This window comes from Proteus mirabilis HI4320 (assembly GCF_000069965.1).
In the GTDB taxonomy this organism is placed as follows: domain Bacteria; phylum Pseudomonadota; class Gammaproteobacteria; order Enterobacterales; family Enterobacteriaceae; genus Proteus; species Proteus mirabilis.
Genome location: NC_010554.1, coordinates 3,613,699 through 3,631,132, shown reverse-complemented (window position 1 = coordinate 3,631,132; position 17,434 = coordinate 3,613,699). Strand labels below are relative to the sequence as shown.

At 41.6% G+C, this 17,434-nt stretch carries 15 protein-coding genes; 6 read left to right on the top strand and 9 right to left on the bottom strand.

The window, feature by feature from the left end; genetic code table 11:
• Window positions 1–1,509 carry a guanosine-5'-triphosphate,3'-diphosphate diphosphatase gene (gene gppA, locus PMI_RS16460; protein WP_004246357.1) on the top strand — a complete coding sequence of 503 codons (1,509 nt, stop codon included), beginning with the start codon at window positions 1–3 and terminating at the stop codon, window positions 1,507–1,509.
• A gap of 74 nt (window positions 1,510–1,583) precedes the next feature.
• Here the strand turns inward: gppA and rep are convergent, their stop codons facing one another.
• Window positions 1,584–3,605 (bottom strand): DNA helicase Rep, encoded by a 2,022-nt coding sequence (gene rep, locus PMI_RS16455; RefSeq protein ID WP_004249673.1) that lies wholly within the window; start codon window positions 3,603–3,605, stop codon window positions 1,584–1,586.
• A 172-nt stretch (window positions 3,606–3,777) separates the two neighbouring features.
• On the opposite strand from rep, the gene PMI_RS16450 reads away from it, so the two are divergent.
• Window positions 3,778–4,026, top strand: a complete 249-nt coding sequence (locus PMI_RS16450) for a hypothetical protein (RefSeq protein WP_004253075.1) — start codon at window positions 3,778–3,780, stop codon at window positions 4,024–4,026.
• 9 nt (window positions 4,027–4,035) lie between these two features.
• A complete protein-coding gene (locus PMI_RS16445; protein ID WP_012368699.1) occupies window positions 4,036–4,296 on the top strand; it encodes a type II toxin-antitoxin system YafQ family toxin in 261 nt (86 codons plus the stop codon).
• Window positions 4,297–4,427: 131 nt separating this feature from the next.
• Here the strand turns inward: PMI_RS16445 and PMI_RS16440 are convergent, their stop codons facing one another.
• Complete coding sequence (locus PMI_RS16440; protein WP_012368698.1) at window positions 4,428–5,636, bottom strand: RNA-guided endonuclease InsQ/TnpB family protein; 1,209 nt, start codon at window positions 5,634–5,636, stop codon at window positions 4,428–4,430.
• A 22-nt stretch (window positions 5,637–5,658) separates the two neighbouring features.
• Between PMI_RS16440 and tnpA the strand changes: the two genes are divergently transcribed.
• Complete coding sequence (gene tnpA / locus PMI_RS16435; protein WP_012368697.1) at window positions 5,659–6,075, top strand: IS200/IS605 family transposase; 417 nt, start codon at window positions 5,659–5,661, stop codon at window positions 6,073–6,075.
• Window positions 6,076–6,302: 227 nt separating this feature from the next.
• On the opposite strand, the gene ilvC is transcribed toward tnpA, so the two are convergent.
• A complete protein-coding gene (gene ilvC, locus PMI_RS16430; RefSeq protein WP_012368696.1) occupies window positions 6,303–7,778 on the bottom strand; it encodes a ketol-acid reductoisomerase in 1,476 nt (491 codons plus the stop codon).
• Window positions 7,779–7,950: 172 nt separating this feature from the next.
• Here ilvC and ilvY point away from each other — a divergent pair, with 172 nt between their 5' ends.
• On the top strand, window positions 7,951–8,838 hold the full coding sequence (gene ilvY / locus PMI_RS16425; RefSeq protein WP_004246362.1) for an HTH-type transcriptional activator IlvY: 888 nt from the start codon (window positions 7,951–7,953) through the stop codon (window positions 8,836–8,838).
• Here the strand turns inward: ilvY and ilvA are convergent.
• The 6 genes from ilvA to ilvL form a co-directional block, all read right to left on the bottom strand.
• Window positions 8,824–10,398, bottom strand: coding sequence for a threonine ammonia-lyase, biosynthetic (gene ilvA, locus PMI_RS16420; RefSeq protein ID WP_004246363.1), 1,575 nt, complete (start codon window positions 10,396–10,398; stop codon window positions 8,824–8,826). The genes ilvY and ilvA overlap by 15 nt on opposite strands.
• A 3-nt stretch (window positions 10,399–10,401) precedes the next feature.
• The gene (ilvD, locus tag PMI_RS16415) at window positions 10,402–12,252 is read right to left on the bottom strand and encodes a dihydroxy-acid dehydratase (RefSeq protein WP_004249676.1); all 1,851 of its coding nucleotides are present in this window, start codon (window positions 12,250–12,252) and stop codon (window positions 10,402–10,404) included.
• Window positions 12,253–12,324: 72 nt separating this feature from the next.
• The gene (locus PMI_RS16410; RefSeq protein ID WP_004246365.1) at window positions 12,325–13,251 is read right to left on the bottom strand and encodes a branched-chain amino acid transaminase; all 927 of its coding nucleotides are present in this window, start codon (window positions 13,249–13,251) and stop codon (window positions 12,325–12,327) included.
• Between the two features lie 10 nt (window positions 13,252–13,261).
• A complete protein-coding gene (ilvM, locus tag PMI_RS16405; protein WP_004246366.1) occupies window positions 13,262–13,540 on the bottom strand; it encodes an acetolactate synthase 2 small subunit in 279 nt (92 codons plus the stop codon).
• Window positions 13,537–15,186 (bottom strand): acetolactate synthase 2 catalytic subunit, encoded by a 1,650-nt coding sequence (gene ilvG / locus PMI_RS16400; protein WP_012368695.1) that lies wholly within the window; start codon window positions 15,184–15,186, stop codon window positions 13,537–13,539. Before ilvG ends, ilvM begins: the two co-directional genes overlap by 4 nt.
• Window positions 15,187–15,315: 129 nt before the next feature.
• Window positions 15,316–15,417: an ilv operon leader peptide gene (gene ilvL, locus PMI_RS19340; RefSeq protein ID WP_012368694.1), complete on the bottom strand. Its 102-nt coding sequence runs from the start codon at window positions 15,415–15,417 to the stop codon at window positions 15,316–15,318.
• 444 nt (window positions 15,418–15,861) lie between these two features.
• Here ilvL and PMI_RS16390 point away from each other — a divergent pair, with 444 nt between their 5' ends.
• Window positions 15,862–17,394 carry a YifB family Mg chelatase-like AAA ATPase gene (locus tag PMI_RS16390; protein ID WP_012368693.1) on the top strand — a complete coding sequence of 511 codons (1,533 nt, stop codon included), beginning with the start codon at window positions 15,862–15,864 and terminating at the stop codon, window positions 17,392–17,394.
• The last annotated feature ends 40 nt before the right edge of the window (window positions 17,395–17,434 follow it).

Genomic DNA, 17,434 nt, shown 5'->3' with positions numbered 1-17,434 from the left:
ATGCTGAAATCCTCATCACTTTATGCTGCTATCGATTTAGGCTCTAACAGCTTTCATATGTTAGTCGTTCGTGAAATCGCGGGATCTATCCAAGTATTATCTCGCGTTAAACGTAAAGTCAGACTTGCTGCTGGCCTAAATAAAGAAAACGAGCTGTCAGAGCAGGCTATGGAGCGTGGTTGGCAATGCTTGCGACTGTTTTCTGAATATCTCAGAGATATTCCCGCAGAACAAATCCGAGTCGTTGCAACTGCGACCTTACGTATTGCTAAAAATGCAGATATTTTCGTCGCTAAAGCGTCTGAAATATTAGGCAATACGGTTCATGTTATCAGTGGTGAGGAAGAAGCACGCCTTATCTATCGTGGTGTTGCCCATACAACGGGTGGTGCAGAACAGCGCTTGGTGGTAGATATTGGTGGCGGTAGCACAGAATTAGTCACCGGTACGGGGGCTAAAACGACACAGCTAATGAGTTTGAGCATGGGTTGTGTAACATGGCTAGAGCGCTATTTTAGCGATCGCTCATTAACAGAAGAAAACTTTGCTCAAGCACAACAGGCAGCAAAAGCTATCCTTGCACCTGTGGCAGAAAAACTTATCCAACAAGGTTGGCAGGTTTGTGTAGGGGCATCGGGCACCGTTCAAGCATTACAAGAGATCATGATTGCTCAAGGAATGGATGAATTAATTACCTTACCTAAATTAGAGCGACTGAAACAAAAAGCCATTGAGTGTGGCAAGCTTGAAGAGTTAGAAATCGAAGGCCTTACTTTCGAAAGAGCGCTTGTTTTCCCTAGCGGATTAGCCATTCTGATCGCTATTTTTGAAACCCTGCATATTGAAAATATGATCTTAGCCGGTGGTGCACTACGTGAAGGCTTAGTCTACGGTATGTTGCATTTACCTATTGAGCAAGATATTCGTCAACGTACTTTGCGTAATATTCAGCGCCGTTTCCAAATTGATATTGAGCAAGCCCATCGTGTTCAACAATTAGCAGAGCATTTTTTCATTCAAGTCAGTAAAAGTTGGCAATTAGATAATCGCTGTCGAGAGCTACTTTCCAGCGCTTGTGCCTTACATGAAATCGGCTTAAGTGTTGATTTTCGCCAAGCGCCTTCACATGCCAGTTATTTAGTTTCCCACCTTGATTTACCTGGTTATACACCCGCGCAACGACGTTTAATCGCCTCATTTTTAAGAAATCAGAAGGGGATTATCGATCTCGCACCTTTGAATCAGCAAAATGCGCTACCGATAAATCAAGCATACCGCTTGGTACGTTTACTTCGCCTAGCAATTATTTTTGCCAGTCGTCGTCGTGATGATACTTTACCTGCACTGCGTTTACGTACGGAAGATGAAAAATTAATCATTACCTTGCCACATCAATGGATCGCTGAACATCCTTTACGTGCGGAAAATCTTCATGAAGAGATACAGTTACAAAGCTACGTTCATTGGCCATTAATGCTTGAAGAGCAAAATAACTCACGCATAGGTTAAAACGTCTAACCAGATTCAAAATAATCCCTTACTTATCATGCAAGTAAGGGATTTTATTTTTTACTGACAGACAGCTAAGGTTTATGTCTCGCCAGCATCGCTTTAAGCCCAGCGACCCCTTTTTGCCCTTTTTCTTGCTTTTCTTGAGCACTTAACACTTTCTTTTTATTGGTATCCCAATGGAGATCGTCTTGAGGCAATTCATATAGAAAACGACTGGGCTCTGGACGAATTAATTCACCGTATTGACGTCGCTCTTTACATAATGTGAAAGTTAATGTCTTTTGTGCTCGAGTAATACCGACATAAGCTAAACGCCGCTCTTCTTCAACGTTATCTTCATCGATACTACTTTGATGAGGCAAGATCCCCTCTTCCATGCCAACCAGAAAAACATGTGGAAATTCCAGTCCTTTTGAGGCGTGAAGTGTCATTAATTGCACTTGATCTAACTCTTCATCGGTTTCACCACGCTCCATCATATCGCGCAGAGTAAAACGGTTGACCACTTGAGAGAGCGTCATGGGTTCATGTAGCTCATCCCCCTCAAGCATTTCACTCATCCAAGAAAAAAGCTGGTTAATATTTTTCATTCTCATTTCAGCCGCTTTCGCGCTACTAGAGGTTTCATATAACCAACTTTCATAATCCATTTCATGAAGCAAATCACGTACAGCGAGCAAAGGCTCACGCTCTGATTGTTGTACAATTCGCGCCATCCACTGTGAAAAAGCCTGTAATGCACTTAAACCTCGCCCTGTTAACGTTTGGCTTAATCCCAAGTCAAAACAGGCATTAAATAAGCTTTTATCACGGACTTTAGCCCACTCCCCCAACTTTTGGATAGTCATCGGGCCTATTTCACGACGAGGCTTATTGACGATACGTAAGAATGCAGCATCATCATCCGGATTAGTGATCACTCTTAAGTAAGCCAAAATATCCTTGATCTCTTCACGGGAAAAAAACGAGGTTTCACCCGAAATGCGATAAGGAATGCGATTTTGCATCAAATACTTTTCAAAAATACGCGACTGGTGATTACCTCGATAGAGTATTGCGTAATCTTTATAATTAGTTTTATTAATAAAATGATGGGCAATCAGTTCCCCCGCTACACGCTCAGCTTCATGCTCTTCATTATTAGCGGTTAATACTCGTAGCTCATCCCCATAACCTAATTCTGAAAACAGCCGTTTTTCAAATACATGGGGATTATTTTCAATTAAAATATTAGCTGATTTTAAAATACGCCCTGATGACCGATAATTTTGTTCCAGTTTGATCACATTTAGCTGTGGGAAATCTTTTTGCAATAACACCAGATTTTGGGGACGCGCACCACGCCATGAATAAATAGACTGATCATCATCCCCCACCACAGTGAAACGGGCTCTTTCACCCACTAACCATTTCACCAACTCATATTGGCTTGTATTGGTATCTTGATATTCATCCACCAGCAGATAACGAATACGCTGTTGCCAGCGCGCCCTTACTTCTTCATTAGTACGTAATAGCAAGGTAGGCTTACTGATTAAGTCATCAAAATCCAATACATTACAGCTTAGTAAATGTTGCTCATAACGTCGAAAGCACTCGGCAAAAGTATGATCTTGCTGCGATTGTGCTCTACCAATCACTTGCTCAGGTGTGAGCATGTCATTTTTCCAGTTAGAGATTTGACTCTTTAACTGTGATAGCAAATCTTTATCTTCTTCTAATAAATCTACCGTTAATTCTTTTAATAATGCGGATTGGTCTTGATCATCAAACAAAGAAAAGTTGGATTTTATGCCTAATGCTTTGTATTCTCGCTTAATAATCTCCAATCCTAATGTATGGAAGGTCGAGATCATTAATCCTTTTGCCTCTTGTTTTCCCAATGTTTGAGCAACACGCTCTTTCATTTCACGCGCCGCTTTATTGGTAAAAGTCACCGCAGCAATCTGCTTAGCAGAATAACGGCATTGACGAATAAGATAAGCAATTTTATTGGTTATCACCCGTGTTTTACCCGAGCCGGCTCCCGCCAAGACCAGACAAGGACCTGACACATATTCAACTGCTTTTTGCTGACCGGGATTTAATCGCATACTTTTTCCAAACTTCATTAACCAAGAATATCACGGGGAGTCATTGTAGCAGAAAGCGCATAGGAAAATGGTTCAGTTTTTTGAGCTTTATTTCTCTAGGTAAAGGAAGTTTAACCTTGTTTAATAAAGTTTTACTTTGTATAATATTCAAACAAATATGGAGGTGTATATTATGAGTATAAAAAGCGAATTAATAGCCACTAAAGTTGATATAGAGCTCAAAGAGGCTTTTGTTGCAATAGCTCGAAATAAACACAGACCAGCCTCTCAAATCTTAAGAGATCTCATTCGAGTTTATGTGGAAAGTAATCAAACACAACCAAATGAAAAAACATTAAACACTTTTGCAAAAACAGATAAAGGTGATGATGTTTTTTATGCTGAAGATGCCCATGATTTATTCAAAAAATTGGATATCTAAACGCGAAAAGTGAGTTATTCAGGACAATTTAAAAAAGACTTAAAACTCGCAGAAAAGCGAGGAAAGGATATTAATAAACTAAAAGAGATTATATTACTATTAGTGCAAGGAAAACGACTACCTGCTCAATTGAAAGATCATCCATTAACAGGAAACTGGAAGCCTCGTCGAGATCTTCATATCGAACCTGATTGGCTACTTATTTATAAAATAGACAATGATACTGTTCATTTTGACAGAACTGGCTCACATTCTGATTTATTTAAATAAAAACCACATATCAAATTGATAGATATGTGGTTTTATCTTTTTAAAATATATTTAGCACTTATTTTTCTAAACTATCTATTTCAAGATATTGACATCCTCCACGCCCTAAAGGACGTGGATCCCTACTGCGTTCAGACTGATGTCTGAATCACCTCGGCGGGTTCCTGCTTCGACGGGCGGTCTGACTGCACCCTCCCTCCACAGGCAAGCACGGCATGTCCTGCCGCTAAAATGTTACGTGCCCCGTTGATATCAGCATTCGCTGTATATCCACATTCAAGGCACTCGAATTGACTTTGTGACTGGCGGTTTTCCTTTGCTGTATGACCACAGCAAGCGCACTTCTGACTGGTGTAGGCAGGGGGTATTGCCAGTACCTGACCACCTCGCCAGAGCTGCTTGTACTCAAACTGACGGCGCATTTCATACCAGCCCTGCTCCAGTATTGCGCGGTTTAAACCAGATTTCGCTTTTACGTTCCATCCATGCCGTTCTGTCGTACCTTTTGCCGATTTAGACATGTTACTGACCTTTAAGTCCTCAATGACAATCATTGCGTGGTTTTTGCTGATTTCGCTGGTGACTTTGTGAAGGGAGTCTTTCCTGATATTGGCAATATGAGAATGCAGACGTTGAATTTTGCGCTTTTGTTTTTGCCAGTTGGCACTGAATTTGATTTTACGGCTTAATTTCCGTTGAAGCCTTGCCAGCTTTCGCTGGTTTACTTTAAAACTGCTGACGGGCGGGTATACCGTACCGTCTGAAAGCGTGGCAAGTTTTGTCACGCCTGCATCAAGCCCGACTATTGAGGTTGATTCATGTTGTGGTTCTGTCGCTTCATACTCAGTCTGAATGCTGACGTACCATTTACCGCATGACTGACTGACCGTGACGTTTCTCACTTCTCCGACGACTTCACGACTGTTGCGGTAGCGCATCCATCCCAACTTTGGCAACGATATACGACTATTAGATTGATCGAGCTTCACGCCCTGCGGGTAACGAAAAGCGTCATTTTTACCGCGTTTCTTGAATCGAGGAAAAGCGGTACGCTTCTGGAAAAAATTCTTGTAAGCCCGTTCCAAATCTTTAAGTGACTGTTGTAACGGTTGTGATGGGGCTTCCTTCAACCATTGTGTCTCTGTGTCAGATTTCCACTCAATGAGCCATGAAGCCATTTTTGTATAGGGAATGTATTTATTCCCTGCTTCGTAATTCTCATTCTGACGTGCTAATGCCCGATTGAAAACAAAACGACAAGCCCCTGCAAAGCGTCTCATCTCACGCTCTTGCTGACCATTGGGTCTTAACTGGAATTTAAAGGCTTGTAGACGTTTCATATTACCTATTATACTTTGGTCTATGAAAAATGAAACTAATATTCGCCGTGGCAAACATTGTGTATTCCTGATACACGTCCATTTGGTCTTTGTCACAAAATACCGGCAAAAAATATTTGATCAGGATGCAATTGAAAAATGGCGAGGCTACTTTGCCAGTGTTTGTGCTGATTTTGATGTTGAACGGGTTGAAATGGATGGGGAGCGGGATCAGGTTCATTTACTGATTAATTACCCGCCAAAACTGGCGATATCTAATCTGGTTAACAGCCTTAAAGGGGTATCGAGTCGATTACTTCGACGTGATCGTCCTGATATTGCCCAACGTGATTACTACAAGGGGGTTCTTTGGTCGCCGAGTTATTTCGCGGGGAGTTGTGGTGGCGCACCAATATCCATTATCTGCCAGTATATTGAGCAACAGGAAACACCTAGTTAGTTAAAAAACCGCGCCTTATATCCCCGACCTGAAGGACGGGGTTTTACGGTGCTTTGGATAAACTTATATTCTGTTTTATCTTTTAAAATATATTAGTACTTATTTTTCTAAGCTATTTGCGTGAGAAGAAGGCGGCAAAGGAGGTTATCCCAAGGAGCATACATTAGTATGTGACTTGGGTAACCGAGTGCAGCCAACGCACTTATCGCGTAAAGAGCGACGAAAAATTAGTTGGCAACAGCAATCTTTTTCATATCCGTCATATACCCTCTTAATTTCTTACCGACAATCTCAATAGGGTGCTGACGAATGGCTTCATTGATATCACGCAATTGAGCATTATCTGTCCCACTATCTGGAACATGCTTCGCTAAATCGCCACTTTGCAACGTCGTCATAAACTCTTTTAACATCGGCACGGCAGCAAAAGAGAACAGATAGTTACCGTATTCCGCGGTATCTGAAATAACCACATTCATTTCATACAGACGTTTACGCGCAATCGTATTCGCGATTAATGGCAATTCATGCAGTGACTCATAATAGGCAGATTCAGCGATAATGCCAGCTTCAATCATCGTATCAAACGCCAGCTCAACACCCGCTTTAACCATCGCAACCATCAATACGCCATGATCAAAATACTCTTGCTCGCTGATTTTACCTTCATATTCCGGATAATTTTCAAATGCGCTTGCACCCGTTTCTTCACGCCATGTCAGCAAGTTTTTATCATCATTTGCCCAATCTGCCATCATGGTTTCAGAGAATTTACCTGAAATAATATCATCCATATGTTTAGCAAACAGTGGTGCCATAATCTCTTTTAATTGCTCTGATAAAGCATAAGCACGCATTTTGGCAGGATTAGATAATCTATCCATCATCAAGGTAATACCACCTTGCTTCAGGGCTTCTGTAATCGTTTCCCAACCAAACTGGATAAGCTTACCTGCATAGCCCGGTTCAACACCTTCAGCAACCATTTTGTCATAACACAGCAGAGAGCCGGCTTGTAACATACCACACAGGATAGTTTGTTCGCCCATCAGGTCTGATTTTACTTCCGCAACAAAAGATGATTCCAACACTCCCGCACGATGTCCACCTGTGGCTGCCGCCCATGCTTTCGCAATGGCCATACCTTCACCTTTAGCATCATTTTCTGGGTGAACAGCAATTAGGGTAGGTACACCAAAACCACGCTTATACTCTTCGCGCACCTCAGTACCTGGACATTTTGGCGCAACCATCACAACGGTAATATCGTCACGAATTTTTTCACCCACTTCAACGATATTAAACCCATGAGAATACCCCAAAGCGGCGCCTGACTTCATCAGTGGTTGAACGGCTTGAACAACGGCGGAGTGCTGTTTATCCGGCGTTAAGTTAACCACTAAATCGGCTTGCGGGATCAATGCTTCATAGGTTCCTACTTCAAAACCATTTTCAGTGGCACGACGCCATGAAGCACGCTTTTCATCAATAGCCTCTTGGCGTAATGCGTAGGCGATATCCAGTCCTGAATCACGCATATTTAAACCTTGGTTTAAACCTTGTGCACCACAGCCAACAATAACGACTTTTTTACCTTTTAGATAATTAGCCTCATCGGCAAATTCGTCACGAGACATAAAGCGACATTTACCCAGTTGCGACAACTGCTGACGCAGATTCAATGTATTAAAATAATTGGCCATGAGCGACTCCCAAATCGTTGTGTATATGTTTGCTATTGTTATCCCCACTCTCGGTGAGGTATTGCATGACTTTACTATAGGGGATGAAAGCCATTGCTTAAATTGATATATTTACAAGATGATGTTGCAATAAATGCAACGTTGTTTTTACTATTTACCTAGGCGGCTGACCATGGATATTCGCGATCTCAAACTCTTCTTACATCTTGCTGAAAGTTGCCATTTCACCAAGACTGCGCAAGCCATGCATGTCAGTCCATCCACGCTTTCACGTCAGATCCAGCGTCTTGAAGAACAACTAGGGCATCCACTTTTTTTGCGTGATAACCGCCAAGTCACACTGACTGATGCAGGGGAGCAACTTAAACGTTATGCTCAACACACCTTATTGCAATATAAGCAACTCAAACATACGCTAAACCAGAACAGTCCTAGCTTATCTGGAGAGCTACGTCTATTTTGTTCAGTCACTGCAGCTTATAGTCACCTTCCGCCGATCCTTGACCGTTTTCGTGCAGAAAATCCCTTAGTCGAGATAAAATTGACTACCGGTGATGCCGCAGATGCTGTGGATAAAGTTATCTCAGATGAAGCCGATTTAGGTATTGCAGGAAAGCCAGAGAAGTTGCCTGAAAATATCTGCTTTGAGAAAATAGGCGAGATCCCCTTAGTTCTTATTGCCCCTGCTCTACCGGGTAATGTTCGACACCTTGCTACACAAGAAAAACCGGATTGGCTCAATATTCCCTTTATCATTCCTGAACACGGCCCATCACGACAGCGCATTGCTTTATGGTTTAAACGCCATCGAATTCAAAATCCTCTTATTTATGCCACTGTTTCAGGGCATGAAGCGATTGTTTCAATGGTTGCTCTTGGTTGTGGTATCGCACTTATTCCGCAAGTTGTCGTCGATAACTGCCCTGAGCCGGTACGAAACCGTATCTCTTTGCTCGATAATATATCACTGGTAGAACCCTTTGAACTTGGCGTTTGTGGTTTACACAAACGCCTTCAAGAGCCTGTGATCAGTGCGTTTTGGCGCCTACTCCACCACTAAGCTGGCTGTTTGTGGTGAAAGAAATAACTGAAAAGACGGATTTCCTGTCTCATCATGATATTCATAACCTAACGCATCTAAATGTCGTTCAAAACGCCCTTCCGTTTCAGGTAACTCAAACGCCACCAGCACACGGCCATAATCAGTACCATGGCTTCGGTAATGAAATAGCGTAATATTCCAGTAAGTCCCTAATGTTTTAAGAAACTTCATTAATGCACCCGGTGCTTCTGGAAACTCAAAGCTAAACAGACGCTCTTTTAATGGCTGATTAGGGCGACCACCGACCATATAACGCACATGCAATTTTGCCATCTCATCATCGGAGAGATCGGAGACTTGATAACCCGCCTCCGTTAGCTGTTGCACGATTTCCTTACGCTCTTGTAGCCCTTGGCTTAAACGCACACCGACAAAAATACGTGCATTTTCTGGATCGGCATCGCTATAACGATAGTTAAATTCAGTAACAACACGTTGTCCTAAAATTTGGCAAAAACGCAAAAAACTACCCTTTTGTTCGGGAATTGTAACGGCAAATAGCGCTTCTCGTTTTTCACCTAGTTCACAACGTTCCGAAACATAACGTAAGCCATGGAAATTGACATTAGCGCCAGAAAGTACGTGGGCTAAACGTTCCCCTTTGATCTGATGCTCCTCAACATATTTTTTTAGCCCTGCTAATGCTAAAGCACCAGAAGGCTCTGCAATAGCGCGTACGTCTTCAAACAGATCTTTTACTGCGGCACAAATTGCATCACTATCAACGGTTATCACATCATCAACATACTTTTGGCATAAACGGAAGGTTTCATCGCCAATACGTTTGACAGCGACACCTTCGGCAAATAATCCAACGCGAGGTAACTCAACAGGATGTCCTGCTTCTAACGCTGCTTTTAAACAAGCAGCATCTTCTGCCTCAACACCAATGATCTTTATTTCAGGCATCAGTTGTTTAATTAATACAGCAACCCCAGCAATTAAACCGCCGCCGCCAACAGGCACAAAAATACGATCAAGATGGACGTCTTGTTGTAACAGCTCCATTGCTAATGTTGCTTGCCCTGCAATCACGGCGGGATGATCAAAAGGAGGCACAAAGGTATATCCCATCTCTTTTGCCAAAGCGATGGCTTTTGCTTTTGCTTCATCAAAGTTAGCCCCATACAACAATGCTTCACCACCAAACTGGCGTACGGCATCCACTTTGATATCCGCCGTTGCAATAGGCATCACAATTAATGCTTTTACGCCCATTCGATTAGCTGATAATGCCACCCCTTGGGCATGATTTCCCGCTGATGCAGTAACCACCCCTTTTGCCTTTTGCTCCGGCGTTAACCCTGCAATCATGTTATAAGCGCCACGCAGTTTAAAGCTATGCACCGGTTGTCGGTCTTCTCGTTTAACTAAAATGGTATTTTCTAAACGCTGAGAAATTTTTGCCATCTCTTGCAAAGGTGTCACGACAGCAGCTTCATAAACAGGCGCACTTAATGCGGCTTTTAAATATTCAGCACTACTGGGTGCTGAAGTTAAAGGTCTAAAGGCTGCCATGAGTTAGCCCCCTAGTTTAGATTTGTCACGTACAGCACCTTTGTCTGCACTGGTTGCTAAAGACGCGTAGGCACGTAAAGCAAAAGAGACTTGGCGCTGCCTATCTTTAGGTGTCCACGCTTTATCTCCACGAGCAAGTTGTGCTTCACGACGGGCTGCTAGTGTTTTCTCATCTACCCGTAAGTTAATTTCGCGATTTGGAATATTGATATCAACAATATCCCCTTCTTCCACTAAACCAATGATCCCACCATTTGCCGCTTCCGGTGAAACGTGTCCGATAGATAACCCCGAGGTTCCACCAGAAAAACGTCCATCCGTGATTAATGCGCACGCTTTGCCTAATCCCATTGATTTTAAATATGAGGTTGGATAGAGCATTTCTTGCATACCGGGCCCCCCTTTCGGGCCTTCATAACGGATAATGACCACATCACCCGCAACGACCTTGCCACCTAAAATTGCCTCTACCGCATCATCTTGGCTTTCGTATACTTTAGCAGGGCCACTAAACACTAAATTATCTTCATCCACACCCGCGGTTTTAACAATGCAGCCATCTTGCGCTAAATTACCTGATAACACGGCCAAACCACCATCTTGGCTATAAGCATGCGCTTTACTTCGGATACACCCCTGTTCACGATCGGTATCTAAAGTCGGCCAACGGCAATCTTGTGAAAAAGCTTTTGTGGTACGAATACCTGCGGGACCGGCTTGGTACATTGATTTCACTTGCTCATCTTGGCTTAGCATCACATCATATTGTGCTAATGTTTCAGGCAAACTTAAGCCTAAGATATTATTAACATTGCGATTAAGTAATCCTGCTCTGTCTAATTCACCTAAAATCCCCATCACCCCACCTGCTCGGTGCACATCTTCCATATGATATTTTTGGGTACTTGGTGCCACCTTACATAAATGAGGAACTTGGCGAGAAAGTCTGTCGATATCTTCCATCTTAAAATCAACATCACCTTCTTGCGCGGCAGCTAATAGATGTAAAACGGTATTTGTTGATCCCCCCATGGCGATATCTAAGATCATCGCATTTTCAAATGCTTCTTTTTTAGCGATATTACGTGGTAATGCAGATAGATCATCTTGTTCGTAATAACGTTTAGTTAATTCAACAATACGCTTACCCGCATTAATAAATAATGTTTTACGATCAGCATGGGTTGCTAATAATGAACCATTACCCGGTTGCGATAATCCTAACGCTTCAGTCAAACAATTCATTGAGTTTGCCGTAAACATACCAGAGCATGATCCACATGTAGGGCAAGCAGAACGCTCAATTTGTTCACTATCAGCATCACTGACATTAGGATTAGCCCCTTGGATCATCGCATCAACCAGATCTAACTTGATCAGTTGATCAGAAAGCTTGGTTTTACCCGCTTCCATCGGTCCACCAGAAACAAAAATGACTGGGATATTTAAGCGCAAAGACGCCATCAGCATACCCGGTGTGATTTTGTCGCAGTTAGAAATACATACCATGGCATCTGCACAATGTGCATTGACCATATATTCCACAGAATCAGCAATTAACTCACGGGAAGGTAACGAATAAAGCATGCCACCATGTCCCATCGCGATACCGTCATCCACCGCAATAGTATTAAATTCTTTAGCCACACCACCCGCAGCTTCAATTTGCTCTGCAACCAGTTTTCCTAAATCCCGCAAATGCACATGACCGGGTACAAATTGAGTAAATGAATTTACAACTGCGATAATAGGTTTACCAAAATCAGCGTCAGTCATTCCTGTTGCACGCCATAATGCGCGGGCGCCAGCCATGTTGCGACCATGTGTCGTTGTTGCTGAACGGTATTTAGGCATTTTTCACACTCCTGCGATAATAACAGCGAGTAGGGAACGAACTACTCGCTCAATAAATGTATTTAATTATGATTATGGATTGACAGGATCTAACCAGCCGTATTTGTCTTCGGTTTCACCCGTAAACAAACCAAAGAAAGCTTTCTGAATAGCTTTTGTTACTGGACCACAGCGACCAATACCAACTTGAATACCATCAACGCTACGAACTGGTGTAATTTCTGCAGCGGTACCAGACATAAACACTTCATCAGCAAGATAGAGAGATTCTCGAGACAGTACTTGTTCACGAATTTCATAACCGAGATCTTTCGCTAATTTAATAATTGCGTCGCGAGTGATCCCCGGTAGCGCAGATGAGGTAAATGGAGGAGTAAAAATAACGCCATCTTTTACTTCAAATAAGTTCTCACCAGCCCCTTCAGAAAGATAACCATGAACATCTAATGCAATCCCTTCTTGATAACCATGGCGACGAGCTTCACTGCCCACTAACAATGAAGAGAGATAATTACCTCCTGCTTTGGCCGCCGTCGGGATAGTATTAGGTGCTGCTCGATGCCAAGAAGAGACCATCGCATCAATCCCTTTATCTAACGCCTCTTCACCTAAATATGCCCCCCATGGGAATGCAGCAATAATGATATCGGTTTTATAACCTTCTGGTGGATTAACCCCCATTCCGACATCACCAATAAAAACTAAAGGACGAATATAAGCGCTGACTAACTGGTTTTTGCGCAATGTTTCGCGACAAGCTTCCATTAACTCATCAACACTTTGCGCGACAGGCATACGATAAATTTTGGCAGAATCATGCAATCGTTGCATATGCTCACGATGGCGAAAAACGACAGGCCCTTTATGGGAATCGTAGCAACGTACTCCTTCAAATACAGACGTTCCATAATGTAGTGCGTGAGACATGACATGTACTTTTGCCTCAGCCCATGGAACCATTTCACCGTTAAACCAAATATAATCAGCTTGCTTTGTCATTCTTCTATCCTTACATGGCACTAAGTGCACTTATGAATTGTAATTTTTCTTTTTGTTGTTGATGTAAGACCTGAATACCTGCAACATCAGCTAACTTTGTTAACTGGCTACATAAAAGATCAACAGGTCGTTGACTGCTCACAGTCAGAGCTAAATTAATATAGTTACTTTCTGTGATATTCATATTCATTGAGCATATATGAAAACCACGGTGGCGGATAACTCTCAAGATACGTTCTAAGATCTCTGGACAAAAACGGGCTTCAATTGTGATATTGTGTTGGTTCATTTTGATTTCTCCATCATCTCATCATTGCTTGCGCCCGGCGGGACTAAAGGCCAGACATTCTCTGCATCATCGATAGATACCTGTAATAAATAAGGGCCATCACTGGTTAATAAACATTTAATTGCTTCAGCAACCTGTGCTTTTTCTGTAATACGCTGCCCCGGAATATCAAAAGCTTTTGCCAAAGCAACAAAATCAGGGTTGTCCGTTAAAATGGTTTCACTATAACGTTGCTCAAAAAACAGCTCTTGCCATTGGCGCACCATACCAAGCCGCTGGTTATCCAATAACACCAATTTAATAGGTAATTGCTTACGTTTAATGGTGCCTAACTCCTGCACATTCATCATAAAAGAGCCGTCACCAGAGACACAGATAACACACGCATCAGGTCTAGCTATTTGCGCACCAATAGCCGCGGGGATACCAAATCCCATCGTGCCTAGCCCACTAGAAGTAATAAAATTTTCTGGCGCATCAAATGTCATATGCTGTGCTGACCACATTTGGTGCTGTCCAACATCTGTTGTCACAATGCTATTTTCAGGCTTAGCATCAGATAACTGTTTTAACAACAAAGGAGCATAAATTGCTTCACCGGGATGATCATAGCGCCAAGCATATTCAGCGATTAATTGCTGTACCTCTTCTTGCCATGCCTCAATAGCTAACGGTTGAGATAACTTAGGTAATAACACTTTGGCATCACCTAACAAAGCAATATGGGCTTGTTTTAATTTATTAAGCTCTGCGTAATCGATATCGATATGGATCACTTTTGCATTGGGTGCAAAAGTATTTAAACGACCCGTTACGCGATCATCAAAACGAGCGCCTACAGCAATTAATAAATCACTACGTTGAACGGCATAATTAGCAGCTTTTGTACCATGCATACCCAACATACCTAAATAATTGGCATCAAATGCATTAGCACAACCTAACCCCTTCAATGTCGAAACAACGGGGATTTGCGTCTGTTTTACAAAAGATCTTAGCGCCTCAACACCTTGGCTCATTGCTACACCGCCCCCAACATACAAAATCGGCTTTTTCGCTTGTGCTAACATCTGCAGAGCCTGCGCGATTTCGTGTTCGGGATAGGGAAACTCTTGCTCTTGTGGCAATGGATGATCAGCTAAATGTGAAGCATCTGCTAATTGCACATCTTTAGTAATATCAATTAACACAGGGCCTGGACGCCCTTGCTTAGCGATCGAAAATGCTTCTGATACGACTCTTGGCAGTTCATTCACATCAGAAACCAGAAAACTATGTTTGGTGCATGCTAAAGAGAGCCCAAGTACATCCACCTCTTGAAAAGCATCTGTCCCGATTAAATTTGAAGCAACTTGCCCTGTGATAGCAACAACAGGCACAGAATCTAACAATGCATCAGCAAGACCTGTGATGACATTAGTAGCGCCTGGGCCTGATGTCGCGATACAGACACCAGTTGTACCGGTAGAACGAGCAAATCCAATAGCAGCGATAGCGGCTCCCTGTTCATGACGACACAAAACATGTTCGACACCGCCATCATAGAGTGCGTCATACACAGGCATAATCGCACCGCCAGGATAACCAAAGACCGTTTCCACTCGCTGTTTTCGTAATGCTTGAACTAACCACTGTGCTCCATTCATTCTTTCACCCTGCGTCTTAACTTCTTGTTTAATATTAATTTATTTTCTTTTTTATTCTCTTTAAAATCCTTGGCTCAAAAAAAACCCCCGCGCCTTTCGGTGCGGGGGTTTTTCTGAGATCCGGCTAGTTTAGTTAGCCTTTCTTCGTCCTAGTGCAACCCCGCACAGTGGGTTAATAATCACCACCACGCTGACAATAATTAGGCTAATCACTAGGACGATAGTATTCATAATATTAAAATTCTTTTTCTGTAGTAAAAAATAGTCTGTGTTGTGTTCTCTTTCACTCTGTCCTTTTAGAGTTACCATGATATTTTCATGTTGACAATGATTATTTTTAAAATAATTCTAACCACATGAAACATATAGCTATTTTTATCTCTCCGTCACACGCCAGAGTATAACACTGCTTAATAATTATATTGCAGTGGTTAATACTGAAAGAAAAACCATTAATTTACTATTTGTTCTGTTAATAGAAATAATTAAATTCAAAAATAAAAAGTTTCGTATAAATAATAATTTTTCATCCAATAATTATTTTTTAACTTTATTTATTTTCTATATTTTTCAATATATTAAATATTCACGAGATATCTCTCATTTAATTAACTTCTTATTTAACACCTCAATAAAAATAAATTAAAAAGAGAGAAAATAATGGAGAATAAAAAAATGGCATTAGCAGTAATATATACGCGAGCCTCATTAGGGATCTCTGCACCACTTATTACTATTGAGGCTCATATTAGCCAGGGATTACCAGGACTCACTTTAGTTGGTTTACCTGAAACTGTCGTAAAAGAAGCGAAAGATAGGGTAAGAAGCGCATTAATAAATAGTGGATATAGTTATCCAGCAAAAAGAATTACGATTAATCTTTCACCCGCTGATTTACCTAAAGAAGGAGCCCGCTATGATTTACCCATTGCGTTAGCTATCTTAATTGCCTCAGAGCAATTAATCTCTGATAAATTAAATAGTTATGAATTTATCGGTGAGCTTGCACTTTCCGGTAAATTACAAAAAGTGAATGCGGTTATTCCCTCAATTTTAAGCGCCAACAAAGATAATAGAATATCTATCATTTCTATTGAACATCAATCAGAAGTTTCGCTCTTACCTAATAAATCCGCGTTATTAGCTAGCCATCTTTTGGATATTTGTCATCATTTAGAAAATAACACTCCATTAATTGAAGCTAAAAACAATATTAATCACAAAACAATTGAAAACCAAAATAATAAAGATATTAGTGATATTATTGGACAAAATAACGCAAAAAGAGCTGCAGAAATCACTGCAGCAGGAAATCACAACATTTTATTTCTTGGCCCTCCTGGCACAGGAAAAACAATGTTGGCACAACGCATTAATACTCTCTTACCTCCACTTACAGCTAAAGAAGCCCTTGATGTATTAATTATCAGTAGCCTATCAAATACGATACATCATGATGGTAAATGGCCTTTACGTCCTTTTAGAGCACCTCATCATACGGCATCTGCCGTTGCTTTAACCGGAGGTGGATCTATTCCTAAACCCGGTGAAATTACACTTGCACACCATGGCATTTTATTTTTAGATGAATTGCCGGAATTTGATAGACGTGTGTTAGATGCACTTAGAGAGCCTCTTGATGCGCGCAAAATTACCATTTCACGCGCTAAAGCCAAAATTAGCTATCCCGCAAATGTGTTACTTGTCGGTGCATTAAATCCAAGTCCTACAGGGCACTATCAAGGTACTCATAATCGAACGCCCGTAAAACAAGTATTACGTTATTTAAGCAAAGTATCGGGACCTTTTTTAGATAGGTTTGACTTATCCGTTGAAATGCCATTATTACCTCAAGGTGCACTACTACAATCGACTCATACAAATGAATCGAGTAGCATCATACGAGCTCGAGTTTTACAAGCCAGAGAACGTCAGTTCCAGCGAAGTGGCAAGCTTAATACTTATTTATCAAGTAAAGAGATTGAACATTTTTGTCAATTACATACCAAAGATGCACTCTTTCTTGAAGAGACATTGAATAAATTAGGCTTATCTATTCGTGCATGGCACAAAATTTTAAGAGTTTCGAGAACTATTGCCGATCTTGAGAATGAGCAAAAAATACAACGAAATCATCTTATTGAAGCGTTGAGTTTTCGCGCCATGGATAGACTGATGATCTATTTACAAAAACAGTTAGAAGGGTAAGTAAAAAAGGAGCGAAATACGCCCCTTTTAAATTAAAACT

Excerpts from the sequence above, each read along its gene's own strand:
- gppA (WP_004246357.1), top strand. The coding sequence starts at position 1 with ATGCTGAAATCCTCATCACTTTATGCTGCTATCGATTTAGGCTCTAAC.
- rep (WP_004249673.1), bottom strand. The coding sequence starts at position 3,605 with ATGCGATTAAATCCCGGTCAGCAAAAAGCAGTTGAATATGTGTCAGGT.
- PMI_RS16450 (WP_004253075.1), top strand. The coding sequence starts at position 3,778 with ATGAGTATAAAAAGCGAATTAATAGCCACTAAAGTTGATATAGAGCTC.
- PMI_RS16440 (WP_012368698.1), bottom strand. The coding sequence starts at position 5,636 with ATGAAACGTCTACAAGCCTTTAAATTCCAGTTAAGACCCAATGGTCAG.
- tnpA (WP_012368697.1), top strand. The coding sequence starts at position 5,659 with ATGAAAAATGAAACTAATATTCGCCGTGGCAAACATTGTGTATTCCTG.
- ilvC (WP_012368696.1), bottom strand. The coding sequence starts at position 7,778 with ATGGCCAATTATTTTAATACATTGAATCTGCGTCAGCAGTTGTCGCAA.
- ilvY (WP_004246362.1), top strand. The coding sequence starts at position 7,951 with ATGGATATTCGCGATCTCAAACTCTTCTTACATCTTGCTGAAAGTTGC.
- ilvA (WP_004246363.1), bottom strand. The coding sequence starts at position 10,398 with ATGGCAGCCTTTAGACCTTTAACTTCAGCACCCAGTAGTGCTGAATAT.
- ilvD (WP_004249676.1), bottom strand. The coding sequence starts at position 12,252 with ATGCCTAAATACCGTTCAGCAACAACGACACATGGTCGCAACATGGCT.
- PMI_RS16410 (WP_004246365.1), bottom strand. The coding sequence starts at position 13,251 with ATGACAAAGCAAGCTGATTATATTTGGTTTAACGGTGAAATGGTTCCA.
- ilvM (WP_004246366.1), bottom strand. The coding sequence starts at position 13,540 with ATGAACCAACACAATATCACAATTGAAGCCCGTTTTTGTCCAGAGATC.
- ilvG (WP_012368695.1), bottom strand. The coding sequence starts at position 15,186 with ATGAATGGAGCACAGTGGTTAGTTCAAGCATTACGAAAACAGCGAGTG.
- ilvL (WP_012368694.1), bottom strand. The coding sequence starts at position 15,417 with ATGAATACTATCGTCCTAGTGATTAGCCTAATTATTGTCAGCGTGGTG.
- PMI_RS16390 (WP_012368693.1), top strand. The coding sequence starts at position 15,862 with ATGGCATTAGCAGTAATATATACGCGAGCCTCATTAGGGATCTCTGCA.